Raw genomic sequence first — 18,787 nt, forward strand, 5'->3', positions numbered from 1 at the left:
GAAGCAAAATTTTTGTAAGCAGGGATAACCTTTGATTCGCAAAAACGTTTCTATGGAAGACGAATATCTCCAGAAATTGCAGCCCTTCCTGGAAAAAAATAATGGGAACCTGAGTGCTGCAATCAGGGATGTAATAGAGTTCGCGGATGCTGCTCTTCAGGGCCATGAGTCTGTAGAAGATGCCCTGGAATATTTTACACAGAACTCCACAAAGTATCCTGAAATTCGCAATAATCTGATCGAGAGCGGGGAATGCATACTCGTCAGTCAGCTCTCATTCAGGTGGCTTATCGAAAATACCGATGGGATACTTGTAGATGACGAGCTGGTAAGTGAGATTTTCAATCCTTATCAGATCAAGAATGTCCCGGACCTTCTTGAGTATCTTAATATACGCAGTCAGAATATGGGGTGGGAGGTTGAAGCTTACTCCAGTATCTGGGAAGACAACACCGAGGTCATAGTAATTGAGAACGGGGATCCCAGTTTGAGAGCATACCTTGCTGAGGCAATTTCCATATTTATCGGCCGCCATTTGAACCTTGATGTTCCTTTTGTCCACAGGAAATCCAATTCAATTCGCATTTTCCTCAAGGAACACAGGTCTTACACGGATGTCCCCCCGGGTATTAGAAAAAATTTCGGGACTCTTGACTATACTTTTAAAGAAATCAGGAGCAAGCCAGATTTCTGGAATTCTTTGGTGGAAAGATACAGGTTGCAGAGGTATCAGCGTGTAAACCTTAACAAGGACGTCTTTGAGACATTCCTCTCTGGAGGCATCCCGGATGTGACAAATTTTATTGAGGCATCTGCAGGCAAACCCATCAGGGAAATTCCACTTTATGAATTACTTGCAATTTGCAAAAGATTAATTACCGTCACCCAGCTGGCAAATGATCTTGAGCGGACAGTTGAGAGGGGAAAAATAAGTATAAAAATCAGGCATCAATTTTCCGAAGAAACTGCTATTGAAAAACTTACAGAGTTTTTCTCTAAATTATTCAAAATGGCAGGCTGCACATTTGAGATCAGGTCAATATCAAATCTGATTATTATTGAGTTTGCAGATTCCTCTTAATTTATCTTATATAAAATGTTATTGTCGTTGCCTGTTAATTCATTTTCCCGCGGCTGTTATTATTGATACCTGCTAATTTATCTTCCCACAACTGTTATTACCGGTACTTTATTTTCTCTATTTTTTCAAACATAATAAATATAAAAATAAATTATTGATGTAAATGCGGCTCTTTACAGTTTGTCTCTTTTTTTATATTCGTTTTTCATGAATCTGTTTTTAGTTTTCATTTATTTTTGTCTCAAATTACTAAATATAAATATTCCGTTCAATGCTCCAACAAAAAAATTAATAAGTAATAACTACTATCTAGTACTGATTCATAAATATCAAATAGTGAGGCGAGCGAGGAAAATTCGAATCTCCTTCAACTCCAAAAAGGGAAAAGAGGATGTCCTTTTGATAGTCCGAAAAAATATCTCAATTGACCAGTGTTATATAGATAAATTAAAGCCCTTTCTGGACAAAAATAATGGAAATTTGAGTGCAGCAATAAGGGACTCTATAGAAACTGCCTGTCAGCTTATTGATGAAAAAAATGGGGAAAAAGGAGATCAAAACTCTAAAGACTCAAACCAGGCTTCAAGGGGTGCAGAATCCCGCAACAGAATGATTGAAGAGGAAGAATTCCTGCTCATCCATCATACAATGCTTGAATGGTTTATCAGGAAAACTTCAGGTTTGCTTATTGAAGAATCAACTGTATACGAGTTAATAAACCCGTATACTATTAAAAAGATCCCTGATTTTATTGATTATGTAAACGTACTGAATAATAGACTGGGTTGGAAAATTAAAGTCGATGCAGAGTGCACCGGAAGCCCTGAACCGGAATCTGTAATCCTCACTCTTTCAAATGGCAATCCCTGTTTCAGGGGAGTAATTGCCCACAGCCTTTCTCTCTTTCTTGCAAAACAGATGAAGCTCGATATACAGGGTTTATTTAGCAGGTCAAACGTGACCAAGGTCTATCTCAGGCGATTTGAGTTTCTTGACTATGAGAAAATTCCTAAAGGGCTTGAAGAATACTTCGGACCGATGGAGAGCACTTTTAAGGAAATCCGGAAAAGACCCGAATTCTGGAAAAATCTTATCAAAATCTATAGGGAGCAAAACTACCAGCGGCTCAGCATGAATAAGAAAGTTTTTGAAGCTTTTGTTTCCGGAGATCTCCCTTCAGTTGACGATATTGCAAGAGAATTTGAGTTATTTACAGGCAAACCCCCTGAGGCTTTCACCCTTTCAGAGCACATAATGATTTTCAAAGCTCTTTACCTCACCGACAATATAGGAACCGAAATCGAAGTCTGCACCGAGAAAGGCAGCGAATATGTAAGATTAATTCACGACTATTGCGACAGTAAAGTTTGTGAACGTGTTATTTGCTACTATTCAAATATTTTCAAATGCATTGGGCATCCTTTCACAGTCACTTCCAGCCCTCACATGATAGTTTTTGAGTTCGGAAAAAACCTGAATAACATTCGTATTCCCGAATCCCGGCTGATATCATCCGAACCTTCTCTTACTCCCTGAATCTTTGTTCACATGGATAAATTCATATGTGGGAGTTCACTATCCTTTTTTATGAGTGATGTAATTATTCTCTGGGACTGCCCTCTTCTTTTTGAAAAACTCTTCATAGAGTATGGGCTTGAATGCAGCCGTGCACTCTCAACGTCACTTGGAACTCCTTATCTGCCTGCCTGTAAAATTCTTGTCCTGCCTACAGGTTTTGCAAATAAACAGTACACAAAAACAGGAGTCGGGCTTGAACGCGGCAAACGCTCCCTTGAAAAGTTCGTGGCAAAAGGTGGGACCCTTCTAATCTTCAGTCCTCTTGTGCCCGATTACGAATATGAATGGCTTCCTTTCTCTCTAAAATATGTGATGGAAGAAAACCCATGTACACCCCGTCCTGTAGGTGAGCACGAAGCTCAGAAACTTATTGAAAACATTATTCCTCCTGCAGGATGCGATGGCTATTTTTCAGAAACCGATGCCCGGGTTGTTCTTGAAGACGAAAGAGGCAGGCCCATAATGGCTGTGAAAGAAATCGGAGAAGGCATGATTGTTGCGACCACAATTCACGAACTGCCTGCAGCCGGGTTCTTCAAGTGCAGGACTGAATGTACCGGAAAAGTTAAAATTTAAACAATAGATAAGAGCAGGTTTATGAGATTATTTTATCTTTTTTACATTTTTATCTTTTTTATATTGGTCTCTAAGTCTCCTAATTACTTCTGCTTCATTTCTCAGCCTGATAACAAACAGGCCGAAACAGGGCTTTATAAATTGAAATATAATGTCATTTCCTGAAAAACCAACAGGAACAGTTGCACCCATAAGGATAATACCTTTTACTGCGTACCCACCGGGTACGAGATATACTTCCTCCGAACGTTCCTTAATAAGGGTTTCACACTCTTTCAGAGTGGCGTTCTTTAGAAGAATGTCAAAGTCATATTCGCTTAAACACACCATTTTTGTACCTTTTATGTTTTTCAAGTAATCCGGAAAATTCCGGTAGATATTACTGCCTCAGGTGACCTCCAGTTAATCCACCAATTAAAATTACGAAGATATGATATATAGAATATAACATTTAGAAAATGAAAATAGAGAATATAACATTTAGAAAATGAAAAGTAACTATTCAGGTAGAGCCTTTGAAAGGCTACAATTTTTCCTCTTTTCGAGGAAAAATTGCATATAAATTGAATCCTATTTCCTTTCGTTATTATGCTTACACGTGAAGAGATTCTTATCATTTATGACGCTGGTCCTGAAGCTGTAATTTCTGTAATCCAGAGGCTTGAGACTATCATAGAAGAACAATCTATTCGTATTGCTGAACTCGAAGAACGTGTAAAGGTATTAGAATCTCGTTTAAACCAAAACAGTCGTAACAGCAGTCGCCCTCCTTCTACTGATTTTTTTATCAAGGAGAAACCTAACCCCAAGAGTCTCCGTAAAAAGAGTGGCAAAAAACCTGGAGGTCAAGATGGTCATCCAGGAACAACTCTTGAAATGGTTGATCATCCTGAGTAGGTAATAGAACATTCTTTGAGTTGCTGCAAAGAATGTGGCCATACTCTTGAGAATGTTGAAGTTGAAGCCTATGAGAAAAGACAGGTCTTTGATATTCCTCCTGTAAATCTGATTGTTACAGAACACAAAAGTCAGATAAAGACCTGCCCTTACTGTGGAAAAATAAATAAAGCTGTTTTTCCTGAATCAGTTAAATATCCAGTTCAGTATGGTCCAAATATTTTAGCTTCAGCTATTTACTGTAAAAATCACCATTTTATCCCCTATGAAAGAATTTCCGAATTTTTTGAGGACATAATGGGAATAAAAATCTGTCCTGCTACGATAATTAGAGCAGAAAAAGAATGTTTCCAGAATTTAGAGTGTTTTGAAAACATTATTCGAGAGAAATTAATGATTTCTCATGTTGTCCATTTTGATGAAACTGGTATGAAGATCGAAGGAAAACGACACTGGCTTCATGTAGCTTCTAATGAGAAATACACCTGTTATTTACCTCACTCAAAAAGAGGAGCAGAAGCAATAGACGCTATGGGTATTCTTCCGGAGTTTAAGGGAGTAGCAGTTCACGACGGATGGAAACCTTACAACGTTTATGACTGTGATCATGCTCTCTGTAATGCTCATTTACAGAGAGAACTTACTGGAATTGAAGAGAACTATAAACAGCAGTGGGCTAAAGAAATGAATGAATTGCTCACTGAGATGAAAAAGTATACCGACGAATGCAAGGATCAAGTCAAAGAACTGGATTTTGAGCAAATTAAAGCATTGGAAGAAAGGTTCGATGCTATCATAATTAAAGGAATTGAAGAAAATCCACAATCTCTAAATCCTGAAAAGAAAGGAAAACGTGGAAAAAATCCAAAAACAAAAGCAAGGAATCTGCTAGATAGGTTTATAGAACACAAAGAAAATATTCTGAGATTCCTGACAGATTTGAAAGTTCCGTTTGAGAATAATCAAGCAGAAAGAGATATCAGGATGATGAAATTACAGCAGAAAATATCAGGAACTTTCAGAACTATACAAGGAGCGGAAGCTTTCTGCAGAATTAGAGCTTACATCTCTACAATTAGAAAGAACGGATTACCTGTTTTGGAGGGTATTATAGCGGCGCTCAAGAGAGCGCCGTTAACTATACCCTGAATAGTTACAATGAAAATAGAGAATATAGAATTCTGAAAATAAAATAGAGAATTCTGTGAATTCCTTATTTATTGACATTGGAGAGAATTCGAGATCTCTATCAAAACGGGTCCGACAATTTTTATATTTAATTAATGATAACATGAGAACAGTAAACAGCTTGATTTTGTTGCTTGAAAAGTAGACCTGAAAATAAATGGTTGGCCTGAATGTTTCCGTTTTTTCAATAGCTTCTGTGAATCTCAATTGCAAAGGTTGAAATTCAGGATTAACCAATAAGCCATTCTTACAGACAAAATATCTCAGAGAGGAAATGTTATGACCGGCGTAAAAGTTCTCCTCATGATGGGATGTCCAGAGGTCCCGATTCAAACCAGTATTGCCCTGTATCTTTCTCATAAGCTTACCCAGTCAGGATTCGATGTCACCGTTGCCGGAACAAATGCCGCAACCAAGCTTTTGAAAATTTCTGATTCTGACGGGTATTATGCAAAAAAGCTGGTAGACCTTGATAAAACTCTGGAAGACATTATTGAAAAAAGAGCGGATTTTGACATATGCTTTGCCTTCATGCATAATGATTCAGGAGTGACTTATGCAGCGACGGTAAGCGCTATTTCTCAGGTCAGAATGTATTCAATCGTCTTTGGAAGGCACGCTGAGGAATTAGCTCAAACTATAGAGTTCGATTGTGAGAAAATAGTTACACAGGATGTTCACAATCCTGTTCGACTTAAAAACAAACTGGATAAAATAATGGGGGAAATAGCCAGATGAGTTGTATTGAACAGATGAAATATACAATCCTCCTGGACAGGATAAGCTTCAAAGAAGCAAGAGAGTATATTGAGAAAAACTCGGATGAAGTCTACTATGTGTCCCCGGGCTACAAGATATTCAAGGACTACTACATAATAGGAGTACCGCCCATTGCTATGGGAGCGAAGGGAAATGCCCTGATTTTTCCGTACACTAAACCCTGTCACGGATCCTTTGTCCTGAGCATAGAGAACGACGACAGCATAAAGGAGATTAATAGGCTCAGAGATGCAGAAAAGGAAAAGGGAACAGGTCCAATAAAGAAGCCAAAGGCTTCTGAAAGCTCAGGCGCATCCTCGGCCAGCTATCTTAATATGTGGAAAAAATAAGTTTAAAATAACCGCAATAATAAGAAGCCGTTCTTGTAAGAAGCCGTCCAGAAGTCACTCCTTTCCGGATTAAAAAATTGGGCTATCACAGCAGAGAAGCAGAAAAGATTTCAACGTAGGGGAAAAGAGCATTTTTCTTTTCTTTCCCTCTAAGTTGATACAGGATTAAGTTTTACATTTTTACTCTATTACCAGGTCTTTAACCCTGATCCCGCTTTCCACGATTTTGCCTACGATTTTTCCACCTGTTATTTCTGCAGCTTTTGCGGCATCTTTTTCCGGCAGGATGATCAAAAAGCCCATTCCCATATTGAAGGTCCTGTACATCTCAAGGTCATCGACTCCGCCTTCTTTCTGCAGGAATTTGAAAATCTCCTGGGGTTCCAGAGGATCGTAGAAATCAAAACCGAGTTTTGTAACCCTTCTCAGTTTCAAAAGCCCGCTTCCGGTTATGTGAGCAAGCCCGTGGACTTCACACGCTTTAAGGACATCAAGGACTTCAATATAGATCCTCGTGGGCTCAAGAAGGTCATCTCCTATGGTTTTTGAACTGTCATAGGGGCAGGGGTCGTGATAGTAGTACCCGGATTCCTGTATGATTTTTCTCACAAGGGTGTAACCGTTACTGTGGACGCCTGTACTCGGGATGCCGACAATTACGTCGCCTACCCGGACCCTTCCTCCTTCGATAATATCCTCTTTTTTAAGGTATCCGAGACAGGTGCCTGCCAGGTCAAAACCTTTAATTATATCGGGAAGAGTAGCGGTCTCTCCGCCTACAATGGACATCCTGGAGATTTCGGCTCCTTTCAGCAGTCCCTCTCCGATCTGTTCGGCAAAGCCTTCTTCATGCTTCTCCAGGGCAAGATAGTCCACAAAGGCTACAGGTTCGGCCCCTATTGCAAGAAGGTCGTTAACATTCATTGCGATGCAGTCTATTCCGACGGTGTTCCAGCGCTGCATCTCATTAGCAATAAGTACTTTTGAGCCGACTCCGTCAGTTGTCATTGCCAGGGCATACTCTCCGAAGTCGAGAAGCCCTGCATAGTGCCCTATTCCTGTAAGTGGGGCTCCTATACCTTTTCGAACATAACTTAATTTGTCGATAAGGGTTTTGACAGTTTTTTCTTCCTCTTTAATATCCACGCCCGAATCCGCGTATGTTAAGTGCTTTTCACTCATTCTGTGACCATTCCTGCAAGCTTTACAGCTTTTTTTCAATTCCATTTCCATTATAAAGTTCGAATTCGTCGTGCAGTGTCTTGACTGCGGCAAATGCGTCATCTTCCCTGACAACGAAAGAGATATTATACTGGGAAGAGCCCTGACTAATCATAATAATATTAATCATTGAATTCCCAAGTGCTCCGAATACCCTTTTTGCCACTCCGGGAGTTCCTGCCATCCCGGCACCAACAACCGCAACCACACATACATTTTTGTCCGAAGTAATTTCCTTTATGATTTCACGGTTGAATTCTGCATGAAGAGCTTTTAACGCAGGTTCCACATGAGCCTCACTGACAACGAAAGATAGGTTGGACTCTGAGGACCCCTGGCTGATCATAACAATATTTACCCCTGCCCTTGCAAGAGCGGTAAAGAGCCTTGCTACAGTCCCGATTGTCCCTGCCATTTCCGCGCCTGAGATGTTAATAAGGGCTACATTTTTGATCAGGCTCACTGCCTTTACAACATGCTTGCACTGGAACTTCTCAGATACTACCAGTGTACCGGGGAACTCCGGATCAAAGGTGTTTTTGACCCTTACGGGAATGTGTTCGCGCATTGCCGGTTCAATAGTACGCGGGTGCAGAACGTTTGCTCCGAAATAAGAGAGTTCCATGGCTTCTGCATATGAGATCTGCGGGATGGTCTTTGCTTCGGGAACGATTCTCGGGTCCGTTGTCATGATCCCGTTAACTTCTTTCCAGAGCCAGATCTCGTCAGCTTTCAGGGCTGCTCCAAGTATGGAAGCTGAGAAATCAGACCCGCTTCTTCCAAGGGTGGTAATTATCCCGTCTTCATTTTCCCCTATGAAGCCTGTGACCACAAGGATATGAGAATCAAGCCTGCACCCAAGCCTTTTTGATACGAGCTCGTATGTCTTTTCAAGAGGACGGGCGTTTCCGTAATCCGATGTGGTTAAAATCCCTGCCTCTCCCCCGGTGTATTCGATTGATGGGATCCCCAGGGATCGGACAGCGCCTGAAATTATTGGAGCCGCCAGACGTTCTCCGTACGAAGAAATATAATCGATTGACCTGTTTGTAAGTTCACCCAGATAGCAGATACCGATCAGGGCTTTTTCAAGCTCGTCAATCCTGAGGTCAAGGATGTGGAGGACATCTTTTGCGACATTGGGGTCTTCAATGGCGTCCCTCACGGCTTCGTGGTGTTTGTTTGTAAGTTCTGTTTTAAATTCTTTGACAAGCGAAACCTTGCCCTTTGTTGAGGCAAGGCGAGCATTTTCCAGAAGCCTATCGGTTACTCCACCGAGTGCCGAGGTTACCACCACAATCTGGTTGCCCTCTTCATTGTATTTTTTGAGAAGATGGGCAACATGACGGATCTTTTTTCCGTCCCCAACGGAAGTTCCTCCAAATTTCATTACTATTTTCATGATCGGATCACGTTTTAGCATTAAGTCGGGTATCTTACATTTTAATTTTTTCTACTATGTTATCCTTAGTGTTCTGGATCTTAATTAATCTGACCATTGTGATCAGAATTTACGGCTAAATCCTGGCTAGCATTATTTTAGCCCTGAAATATACACTGTTACGTCTGCAGGTTGCTTTTTATAAATTATCCTGCATGTAAAGAAGATTATGTTCTGGCTCTCCTGCCACTTAATATATTTTACTCTGAGAGCGTGTCGTGTATAGGATATGGATACTATATTATAATGTTTGTGTAAAATGGGTATAGGAATTGAAACATTAGGATCAGCAGAAAAAGCTTGCTGGCAGGTGCCAAAAAAATATTATTCAGGTATCTGGTAGAAAGTGATATATTTTATCCGCAAGAAGAAATGGCTAAAGCAGTTGGAAAAAGGTGAAGCAATGAAATATGCCATACTTATAGGAGACGGAATGGCGGATTACCCTATAGAGAAACTGGGTAACAGGACTATTCTACAGGCAGCCCGAACACCTGCTATGGATTCCATTGCAGCGCGCGGGAGAGCCGGGCTTGCAAAGACCGTACCTGATAGTTTTCCTCCAGGAAGCGACGTTGCAAATATGTCAATTCTGGGATACGACCCGGCAACCTATTACTCAGGAAGGGCTCCTCTGGAAGCTGCGAGTATGGGAGTAGCTCTTGCAGCGGACGATGTGGCTTTCAGGTGCAATCTTATTACCACAGAGCACGGGATGATAAAAGACTACAGTGCAGGGCATATCAGTAGCGATGAAGCAGAGATTTTGATTGATACTCTTGATTACGAACTCAGTACGGAGAACATCAGGTTTTATCCGGGAATAAGTTACAGGCACCTTATCGTTGCCGGGAATAACCTGGGGGCAGAAACGGAATGCACACCTCCGCACGATATTACAGGAGAGAAAATAGATAAATATCTGCCCAGAGGAAAAGACGGGGAGTTTTTCTCAGAGCTTATTGAAGCATCCAAGGTTGTTCTGGAACTGCATCCTGTTAACCTGAAACGGGTAGATGAGGGAAAAAACCCTGCAAACTCTATCTGGGTCTGGGGACAGGGCTACGCCCCGAAGTTCACGGCTTTTAAGGAACTTTATGGGAAAAAAGGAGCTGTCATTTCCGCAGTGGATTTGCTTAAGGGAATCGGGATTTATGCCGGGCTGGATGTAATTGAAGTCCACGGAGCAACCGGTTACCTGGATACCAATTATGAGGGGAAGGTCAGAGCAGCTATTGAAGCATTGAAAACCAGAGATCTTGTTTTCGTGCATGTCGAGGCTCCTGATGAGGCAGGGCACGAAGGCAGCATTGAGAAAAAGTTGAAGGCAGTTGAGGATTTTGACAGCCGCATAGTTGCCCCTATCCTTGAATACGCAGAAAACTCAGATGAGCCTTTTACAATCCTTGTACTTCCTGACCATCCCACCCCTATATCAGTAAAGACCCATACACGAGACCCTATTCCGTTTGCTATCTACAGAACTGATAAACCAGAAACGGACAATGTAGAAGCCTTTGATGAAGAATCAGTTAAAAATGGCTCTATGGGGCTCGTAAAAGCTTCAGAACTCATAGAAATTCTTATAAAGAGCTAAATTTTTTCAGGCTCTTTATAAGTTTTTCTGTTACCAGATTTTTATAATATTCTCTGTTATCAGAATCTTTATGTTCTTTGCAAGGTTCTCTCTTACCAGGTCTTTATATTGCTTTATATAAGTTTCAGACCCGGAACCTTTTAGTTTTCTCCTGAAATCCCTCTTAACCGGGTTTCCCGGGATTTTTTTCATTTTGCACATTTTATTCATTTGGGATTCCTTTTTTAAGTACATTTTTGTGAAATTACCTGAGAAAACTTATATATCCTTTCTCAATATATTCAAAATAGCACAACTATATCTACATAATTTTTTTACTTAAGGGGGAATAAAAGATGAGATGGCCTGCTAAAAGATCATTTTCAGGACCCGCACGCTGGGATCCTTTTGAAGAGATTAAAAGAACACAGGAACGCCTGAACCAGCTGTTTGAAGACTTCATGCCTATGGAAGAATGGGGTGGCGGAAAAGTATACACTCCTGCCATTGACATAAAGGAAGAAGACGACAAGCTTCTGGTTACTACAGACCTGCCGGGAATTAATAAAGAGGACGTAGAAATTAACCTCAAAGAGGATATGCTTGAGATCAGCGCAAAATCCGGCAAGGAAAAGGAATCCGAAGGAGAAGGGTACCTGCGCAGGGAGAGAGCATATACACAATTTTACCGTGCTGTCCGCCTGCCTTCCAGTGTCAGGGAAGAAGGAGCCTGTGCAAAAATGGACAATGGAGTCCTGACTATAATGTTGCCGAAAGCGAAAATTGAAGAGCCGAAAAAGAAGATAGAGATTGAGTGAGCTTTTCGGAGAAGGAAATAAATTCTAATCAATGAATGTAAAGGAACAGATTCCAATCAATGAATGAAACAAAATATTAAGTGAAGTAGCTAAATGAGAGAGACTGCACTTTGTTTAGCAGTCTTTTCATTCCATCTTTTTTGTTTTACCGGTTCGCATTTCAGTCTGCTTATTTCCTATCATTTTGTCAGAGATTTTTCGGCTGGTTTTTCTGTTTTCTTTTAAACTGTTTTCTCTGATTCATCTTTTCCATATTCTATTTATTTTTAAAAATTTAAATGTAATCATGTGTAGCGCGGGAAAACATATTTTGTTTCTACAGGTTTTTCTAACTCTTCGTTTTTTATTTCCTCATCTTCATCAGGAAACTCTTTACTCTTTCGAGCCTCAATTCTTGCCATTTCCGGGTGATGCTTCAGGAATTCAATGGAATAATCTGTGGTTCTTCTGGAAGACATTCTGAAAGTTTCGTCGATCTCTTCCTTGTTGAACTGCCCGTGATAAAGAAGCATTTGAGTTACCTTTTCCCGGCTTGACTGCGGCTCATTTTTATAGTCCAGAGAGTAGTACAGTTTGCTTACGATAATTTTTAAGGCACGAAGCCTGCTTCGCTGGTTTTCTTTAAATTCAAAAGGGCTTTTTTCTTTGATTTTTTGTATGAGTTCACTCAGTTCGTACTGACTAATGATTAACACCCCTTAAGAAAATGGTCTGCAAGCTAGATATAAATTTTTAATTATACTCCTGAAGATAAAAATTTATTAAATTGAAAAAAAATTGAATATTATCTGGAGGATGCCAATAACCGAAAAACATAATAATCCAAAAACATGATACTCCAAAAACATGATACTCCAAAAACATGATACTCCAAAAACATGATACTCCAAAAACATGATACTCCAAAAACATGATACTCCAAAAACATGATACTCCAAAAACATGATATGCGAAAAAAACAAATGAAGAAATTAAAGTAAAAAGTGCGGCATCAGGAAATTGTTCTCATCATCTTTTGCTCAGCCGGGGTAACTTTCATCATCGCCGCAAAATCCAGTATATCGGTGGTCTTATTTATGGTTACTGCCTTTACTGGTCTAAATTATTCATTTATGGGTTTTTGTAACTCTGTAAACCAGCCCGCTCAATATTTTATCATTTTAAATTATTTGAGGGAATCCTTTGAAATTCGAAGCAATTGCCGTAGAAAAAATCCCTCTCATACATGAAGGAGACAACCTGCCCTCCATCATCTGTGAGAAAATTGGACTTCAGTACAGAGACATTATAATTATTGCATCAACCATTGTTGCAAAAGCCGAAGGGGAAATTTTCAGGCTCGAAGATATCACCCCTGGAGAAGAAGCTCTTGAAATTGCAGCCCGGACAGGAAAAGATCCTCGTTTTATACAGGCGGTCCTTTCAAAGAGCAGGGAAGTCTTTGTCGAGACACCTTTTATGCTTGTGACGACTCTCGCAGGGCACACCTGTGTTAATGCAGGAATTGACGAGTCTAATATTGAGAACGGGTTTTTACTGTACCCCCCTGAAAACCCGGATGCAAGTGCCTTAAAAATCGGAAAGGAACTTGAAAAGCTTAGCGGGAAAAAGTTAAGCGTTATTATTACGGACACAAACGGAAGAGCTTTCAAGATCGGGCAGACTGGAGTTGCCATCGGAATTTATAATATAAAACCTGTAAAACGCTGGATAGGGGAAAAGGACCTTTTCGGCAAAGTCCTGGAAATCACAGAGCAGGCAATTGCTGACGAACTTGCAGGTGCTGCCAATCTTTTAATGGGAGAAGGAGCAGGTGGAATCCCGGTTGTAATCATCCGCGGGCTTGATTACTACTGTGAAGGGAATACATCTATAAAAGAGTCATACCGCCCTGAAAACATGGATGTCATTAAACAGGGTCTTCGGTGCTTGAGAAATAAGAAATGAGATGGAAAAAATGTTAAAAACATTATTGGATTAATGTTAAAAACATATTGGATTAATGTTAAAAACATATTGGATTAATGTTAAAAACATATTGGATTAATGTTAAAAACATATTGGATTAAAAATATGACCGGGTTAGAGGTAAACCTCGGGATTTAAGGTTTAAAAGTAAAAATTAGAAGAGAATATATTGCACATAGATCAGTTACGAGCGAATCATTGTCAGAATCATTTTGAACCTTTCAAGGGCATTGAGAGCATGGGGTTCACTGGCAGGCATTATTATCATGTCCCCTCTCTCAAGAACGTTTTTATTCCCGGAAATAATGATCTCTGCCTTCCCGTCTATTACCTGAACCATGGCATCGAAAGGTGCAGTATGTTCGCTTAATCCTTCCCCTTTGTCAAAGGCAAATACAGTCACAGTTCCCGTGTCTTTACGGATAATTTCCCTGCTTACAACCGACCCTTCCTGGTATTTGATCAGATCTTCTACTTTCAGTGTTCTGGCTTTTAGTTCTTCGGGCATTGCTTCACCTCTTACCCCTCTTCCGTACTTACAATATAGCTCGCCAGGTATTCAATTTATCTCAAAAGGAATATATTCCACTTCCACGCCTGCGCTTCTGAAGTAAATAAGTGAATCGGTGTCAGGATAAGGTATCGAATATACTACCCTTTTGATGTTTGAGTTTATAATCATTTTAGCACACAGGATACACGGTTGATGCGTACAGTAAATAGTTGCTCCGGCAATACTTACCCCGTGAAGTGCAGCCTGGATAATGGCGTTCTGCTCTGCATGTACTGCCCTGCATTTCTCGTGCCGCGTGCCTGAGGGAATTTTTTCAAGTTCCCGGATACATCCTACATCAAGGCAGTGTTCCATGCCGCTTGGGGCTCCATTATAACCGGTTGAAAGAATACGTTTATCCCGTACAATTACTGCCCCCACATTGTTCCGGAGGCAGGTCGCTCTCTTTCCCACCACGTAGGCTATTTCAAGAAAATACTCATCAAGAGAAGGTCTTTCTGTCATTATTTTTAATGAAGAGTAAATGGTATATATAGTTATAACGTTAGAACTTGTATCACTTCTGACAATAAATTTTAAATGAATGAATTAACGCTATATAGGGAAAGAATTGTTTTTCGAGGAATAATTAATATAATCTATAGAATATAGAACTGAAGAAAATAAACTTATTTACACTATAAAGAATGCGGTTATTTCTTTTCGGAACCTGACTTTGAAGAAAGCTCAAAGAGGACTTATAATCGAGGTTATCAGGTGCGTTCCGGGCTCATAGCCCGGATGTTCCCGGCTGATATATGGTACTTCCGTGTTCTAAATTTGAACGTTTTCTGGACTCCAGGTCCGGCAAAAAAACTCGGATAGATTCAAGAAAAAATAGACGCATTCATCCGGAGTATTTAATTATGGCAACAGGTTTGACCGAATTTTTAGATAATTTCGTGAAAAGTCACGATAATCGCCAGTTGCTGGCATTCCCCCTTGCAGTACTTGCACTTTCTTTAGTAGTACTGCTAGTTTCTTTTGTAAGCAGCGGGTCGCCATTAATCCTGGGAATGGAATTTCAGGGCGGTACCCAGATTTCGTTAGAAACTACCGAATCTCCTGCTGTACTTGAAAATATGTATTCTTCTTATCCTATCACGGATGTCAGGCAGGCCGGAAGCAGAGTTATCATGCAGTTCGGGATTATGGATAACGAACAGCAGCGCCAGCTTGAAGAAGATGTAATGGGCCGTTATTCCAATGTGCAGATCCAGCAGGTTGGACCTGTTTATGGTCAGGAACTTCAGGTGCAGGCTTTACAGGCCCTTGCTATTTCTTTTATAGGGATGGCAATAATTGTGTTTTTGATCTTCAGGACCCTTATCCCTTCTGCTGCGGTTATACTCTCTGCCTTTTCTGATATTGCGATTGCGGCTGCTTTCATGAGGGTTGCAGGGATCGAATTGTCCCTGGGAACACTTGCGGCTCTGCTTATGCTTATCGGTTATTCTGTAGATAGTGACATTCTGCTCACGAATAGAGTAATTAAACGCAGGGGACCGGTAGAAGAGAAAATTTCCAGGGCTATGCACACAGGTATCACAATGACTACCACAACTCTTGCAGCGCTCACTGCAATGTTCATAGTCTCAACTTTTGCCTACCTGGTCGTTCCCTCATTCACACAGATCACTCTGCTTTCGCAGATTTCAATAGTGTTGATTGCGGGACTTTTTGCAGACATGATGAATACCTGGCTGCTGAATACGGGAATTCTAAGGTGGTATGCCCTGAAACCCGAATTCAGAGGGAGGTATAATAGATGAGCGATAAAAAAGGACTTCTTAAAAATCCAAGAGTCATTATCTTCATTCTGATCCTCCTTGGCTCTTTAATAGCCATTCACCCAAGCTATACACCCGGTGAAGGGATATCAACCAACCTCAACTTTGGGCTTGACCTGGAAGGCGGGTCCTGGCTCCAGATACAACTCCAGGGTGTACTTGTCCAGGTTGATGCAGATTCCGGAGAACTGGTCAGCGGAATTGTCGAGCCTATAATTGGAGCTCCGATTGAGATTACAAAAAATAGCCTTGACGTCGGAGGTTCTGCCGGCGGTTCCGTCACCTTTACGACATCTGCTCAGGTCAGTGCCTCCCAGCTTGATTCTCTGGGTACGGTAAGCGTGGACAAACTTAACGGAAACACGACTCAGGTAACTATCTCTGAAACCAGCAAGGAAGCACTTCTCCAGGCTTATCTTGCAAAAGCCGTTGATGCAGAAGTAGTTGCCATGGGTTCTCAGGACGGGACCGTCTACGAAATAAGGACTGCAGTCCCTGAAGAACAGCTTGAGGCTTTACTGGAAGATGTTGGGGGATCAATCCGCAAGAATGAAGATGGAACCTCAACTTATAAGGAAGGAGTCAGCACTGAAACCAGAGACCTCACAAGGGACATCCTTAACGATAAACTCAACTCTATGGGCCTCAAAGATATTCCTGTAAGAACTGTAGGGGACGAATATATTCTTATTGATTTTGCAGGCATCGACCTGGCAACTGCCAAGGAAATAGCTGAAAAGCCCGGAAAATTTGAGATCAGGATTCAGACGACAGGGAATGAAACACAGCATGTCCTTTACGGCGATTCCATTCAAAGTGTGGGAATTCCGACATACCACGATGAACAGTGGCACACTCCTTTTACCCTGAAAGAAGATGGAGCCAGGGCTCTTCAGAAAGTTGCACTGGAAACCGGGGCAGTTGATAATCCGGATGCCCATTATCTGATAATGTACCTTGATGGAGAGGAAATCTATGGAGCTCCTTTAAGCTACTCTGCAGCAGCAAAGCTTCGGGAAGGACCTATATACTCCTGGGAAGCTTCCACCGGGACTGATGAAGATGCCAAAGTTCAGGCTACTGCACTTCAGGTCCATCTGCGGGCCGGGGCCCTGCCTGTCAATGTAGAGCTTGTAGGTTCAGGGCATGTGGACGCAGGCCTCGGATCACAGTTCAAAATCGAAGCAGTGATCGCAGGATTTGTTTCCCTGCTGGCAGTTGCTGCAGTTGTTTACTACAGGTACAGGAGACCTGAAATCCTTATACCCATGGTCGGGACTTCTACCAGTGAAGTTATTATGATCCTCGGAGTAGCAGCAGCTATTGGCTGGCAACTTGACCTTGCAGCAATTGCAGGTGTTATTGCCGCAATCGGGACGGGTATTGACCACCTTGTAATCATCACGGACGAAGTGCTTTACGAGGGCAAGCTTCCGCCAACAAAGGTCTTCCTTTCGAGGATAGGAAAAGCTTTTGCAATCATTTTAGGAGCAGCTGCCACAAATATTATCGCACTGTCTCCCCTTGTTGTAATGGGCTTTGGGTCCCTGAAAGGCTTTGCAATTACCACTATCATCGGTGTCTTTATTGGTGTGGTCTTTGCAAGACCTGTATATGGTGTAGTAATCAAGGAATTCCTTCATGCAGATGAAAATGGAAACGGAAGCATAACCGAGTAAATATTGAGAAAAAATAAAGACACTGAAGTAACATTTAAATGCGGGAAAAATAGGTGGAATCAATGCAGGATCTCTGGACTCTAAAATACAGGGCAGACACTCTTGAAAGGCTGCTCGGTAACGAACATGCCGTGAAAACGCTTTCCGAACTGGTCCAGTCCAGGACCCTGCCCCATCTCATTTTTTACGGCCCTGAAAATTCGGGAAAAACAACTGCTGCTCTTGCTCTTGCCAGGCAGCTCTATGGAGATACATGGAAAAACAACTTTGCATATTTTAACGCTTCGGATTTTTTCAATCAGGGAAAACGTTATCTTGTGCGGGACAGGCGTTTTGTCCGTTTTATAGGGACTGATGACCCGAAAAAAATATACAAAAGCGTGATCGATATTTTTAAGGAAATCATTAACGAGTATGCCGGAATGGCGCCTCTTGACGCTGATTATAAGCTTATTTATATCGATAATGCGGAATCTCTTAGTTCGGATGCACAGCACGCTCTAAGGCGAATCATGGAAAAGTACAGTGCAACCTGCAGGTTTATCCTTTCCACCACAAGACCTTCAAAACTCATTTCTCCTCTCCGCTCAAGAGGCCTTCAGGTCTTTTTTGCCTATGTTTCGGATTCTCTCCTGAAGCCCCATCTCGAGAGGATCGCCCTTTCCGAGGACCTGGAGCTTTCAGGTGGAGCGTTTGATGCGATCCTTTATCTTTCTAAGGGAAATATTGCAAGCGCTGTTCAGACTCTGCAGCTCGCTGCCCTTAAAGCTGAAAGCGTTGAAATTACGGAAGAGATCGTCTTTGAAGCTACCATGAAAGGCAGGGACGAAACTGTAGATTCGTTGCTTGAGGCTGCACTTGCAGGCGACTTCCCCAGAGGGCGCCAGCTCATAGATGAAATGATAATTGAAAAAGGGTTTTCAGGGACTGATATCCTCGAAGGACTTTCCGAAGCCCTTATCGATTCTGGAGAACGCGATAAGGATGTCGCACGTCTTATTATAGAAATATCAGATGCCGATTCAAGGCTTACAGATGCCACCAGTGAGAGAATCCAGCTCGAAAAGCTGATTTCCACATTCTCCTGAATTTTTTCAAAAATTAAATAACCTTTTCAAAACTGGGCTCTGTAGAAATCCTATTTGATGTAAATTATTTCTACAACTTTTTATTTTGTGCTACTTTTGATTATATAATAACATCGAATATGACCTCAATCAAGTACCCATATATAAAGTTTCTAGCCAAATCATCCAACAGATAATGGTCAAGGACTAGTTTCAGATTCAAAATCAGTTCGAAAATCGAATTA

Annotated in this window: 18 protein-coding genes and 1 pseudogene; 12 read left to right on the forward strand and 7 right to left on the reverse strand. The window is 41.3% G+C overall.

What is annotated here, in order from left to right; all coding sequences use genetic code 11:
- Positions 1–31 precede the first annotated feature (31 nt).
- The 3 genes from M886_RS04460 (at position 32) to M886_RS04470 (ending at position 3,235) form a co-directional block, all read left to right on the forward strand.
- The gene (locus tag M886_RS04460; protein WP_011033356.1) at positions 32–1,081 is read left to right on the forward strand and encodes a hypothetical protein; all 1,050 of its coding nucleotides are present in this window, start codon (positions 32–34) and stop codon (positions 1,079–1,081) included.
- 399 nt (positions 1,082–1,480) lie between these two features.
- Positions 1,481–2,617 carry a hypothetical protein gene (locus M886_RS04465; protein ID WP_011033357.1) on the forward strand — a complete coding sequence of 379 codons (1,137 nt, stop codon included), beginning with the start codon at positions 1,481–1,483 and terminating at the stop codon, positions 2,615–2,617.
- Positions 2,618–2,668: 51 nt separating this feature from the next.
- Entirely contained in the window at positions 2,669–3,235 is a 567-nt protein-coding gene (locus tag M886_RS04470) for a hypothetical protein (RefSeq protein ID WP_011033358.1), read from the forward strand.
- 27 nt (positions 3,236–3,262) lie between these two features.
- Here the strand turns inward: M886_RS04470 and M886_RS04475 are convergent, their stop codons facing one another.
- Positions 3,263–3,565: a DUF1894 domain-containing protein gene (locus M886_RS04475; protein ID WP_011033359.1), complete on the reverse strand. Its 303-nt coding sequence runs from the start codon at positions 3,563–3,565 to the stop codon at positions 3,263–3,265.
- Between the two features lie 258 nt (positions 3,566–3,823).
- Here M886_RS04475 and M886_RS04485 point away from each other — a divergent pair.
- The 3 genes and pseudogenes from M886_RS04485 (at position 3,824) to M886_RS04495 (ending at position 6,429) form a co-directional block, all read left to right on the forward strand.
- Positions 3,824–5,281, forward strand: a pseudogene (locus tag M886_RS04485) (IS66-like element ISMma15 family transposase).
- Between the two features lie 318 nt (positions 5,282–5,599).
- Positions 5,600–6,058 (forward strand): DUF1890 domain-containing protein, encoded by a 459-nt coding sequence (locus tag M886_RS04490; RefSeq protein ID WP_011033360.1) that lies wholly within the window; start codon positions 5,600–5,602, stop codon positions 6,056–6,058.
- Positions 6,055–6,429, forward strand: coding sequence for a DUF1894 domain-containing protein (locus M886_RS04495; RefSeq protein WP_048050726.1), 375 nt, complete (start codon positions 6,055–6,057; stop codon positions 6,427–6,429). Before M886_RS04490 ends, M886_RS04495 begins: the two co-directional genes overlap by 4 nt.
- 180 nt (positions 6,430–6,609) lie before the next feature.
- Here the strand turns inward: M886_RS04495 and purM are convergent, their stop codons facing one another.
- Entirely contained in the window at positions 6,610–7,611 is a 1,002-nt protein-coding gene (purM, locus tag M886_RS04500; protein WP_015411809.1) for a phosphoribosylformylglycinamidine cyclo-ligase, read from the reverse strand.
- Positions 7,612–7,633: 22 nt separating this feature from the next.
- Complete coding sequence (locus tag M886_RS04505; RefSeq protein WP_015411810.1) at positions 7,634–9,052, reverse strand: aspartate kinase; 1,419 nt, start codon at positions 9,050–9,052, stop codon at positions 7,634–7,636.
- Between the two features lie 442 nt (positions 9,053–9,494).
- Between M886_RS04505 and M886_RS04510 the strand changes: the two genes are divergently transcribed.
- Complete coding sequence (locus tag M886_RS04510; protein ID WP_048037458.1) at positions 9,495–10,688, forward strand: cofactor-independent phosphoglycerate mutase; 1,194 nt, start codon at positions 9,495–9,497, stop codon at positions 10,686–10,688.
- A gap of 30 nt (positions 10,689–10,718) precedes the next feature.
- On the opposite strand, the gene M886_RS04515 is transcribed toward M886_RS04510, so the two are convergent.
- A complete protein-coding gene (locus tag M886_RS04515) occupies positions 10,719–10,898 on the reverse strand; it encodes a hypothetical protein (protein WP_015411812.1) in 180 nt (59 codons plus the stop codon).
- A 125-nt stretch (positions 10,899–11,023) separates the two neighbouring features.
- On the opposite strand from M886_RS04515, the gene M886_RS04520 reads away from it, so the two are divergent.
- Positions 11,024–11,485, forward strand: a complete 462-nt coding sequence (locus M886_RS04520; RefSeq protein ID WP_048050727.1) for an Hsp20/alpha crystallin family protein — start codon at positions 11,024–11,026, stop codon at positions 11,483–11,485.
- Between the two features lie 284 nt (positions 11,486–11,769).
- On the opposite strand, the gene M886_RS18570 is transcribed toward M886_RS04520, so the two are convergent.
- On the reverse strand, positions 11,770–12,180 hold the full coding sequence (locus M886_RS18570) for a hypothetical protein (protein WP_048050728.1): 411 nt from the start codon (positions 12,178–12,180) through the stop codon (positions 11,770–11,772).
- 487 nt (positions 12,181–12,667) lie between these two features.
- Between M886_RS18570 and M886_RS04530 the strand changes: the two genes are divergently transcribed.
- Complete coding sequence (locus M886_RS04530) at positions 12,668–13,432, forward strand: coenzyme F420-0:L-glutamate ligase (RefSeq protein ID WP_015411814.1); 765 nt, start codon at positions 12,668–12,670, stop codon at positions 13,430–13,432.
- A gap of 205 nt (positions 13,433–13,637) precedes the next feature.
- Here M886_RS04530 and M886_RS04535 read toward each other — a convergent pair whose 3' ends face one another.
- A complete protein-coding gene (locus tag M886_RS04535; protein ID WP_015411815.1) occupies positions 13,638–13,961 on the reverse strand; it encodes a cupin domain-containing protein in 324 nt (107 codons plus the stop codon).
- 51 nt (positions 13,962–14,012) lie between these two features.
- On the reverse strand, positions 14,013–14,471 hold the full coding sequence (locus tag M886_RS04540) for a deoxycytidylate deaminase (RefSeq protein ID WP_015411816.1): 459 nt from the start codon (positions 14,469–14,471) through the stop codon (positions 14,013–14,015).
- 401 nt (positions 14,472–14,872) lie between these two features.
- Here M886_RS04540 and M886_RS04545 point away from each other — a divergent pair, with 401 nt between their 5' ends.
- The 3 genes from M886_RS04545 (at position 14,873) to M886_RS04555 (ending at position 18,563) form a co-directional block, all read left to right on the forward strand.
- The gene (locus M886_RS04545; RefSeq protein ID WP_048050729.1) at positions 14,873–15,778 is read left to right on the forward strand and encodes a protein translocase subunit SecF; all 906 of its coding nucleotides are present in this window, start codon (positions 14,873–14,875) and stop codon (positions 15,776–15,778) included.
- Positions 15,775–17,475 carry a preprotein translocase subunit SecD gene (locus M886_RS04550; RefSeq protein ID WP_048039312.1) on the forward strand — a complete coding sequence of 567 codons (1,701 nt, stop codon included), beginning with the start codon at positions 15,775–15,777 and terminating at the stop codon, positions 17,473–17,475. Before M886_RS04545 ends, M886_RS04550 begins: the two co-directional genes overlap by 4 nt.
- A gap of 62 nt (positions 17,476–17,537) precedes the next feature.
- Positions 17,538–18,563, forward strand: coding sequence for an AAA family ATPase (locus M886_RS04555; RefSeq protein WP_015411819.1), 1,026 nt, complete (start codon positions 17,538–17,540; stop codon positions 18,561–18,563).
- Positions 18,564–18,787 lie beyond the last annotated feature (224 nt).

The organism is Methanosarcina soligelidi (assembly GCF_000744315.1).
GTDB classification, from domain to species: domain Archaea; phylum Halobacteriota; class Methanosarcinia; order Methanosarcinales; family Methanosarcinaceae; genus Methanosarcina; species Methanosarcina mazei.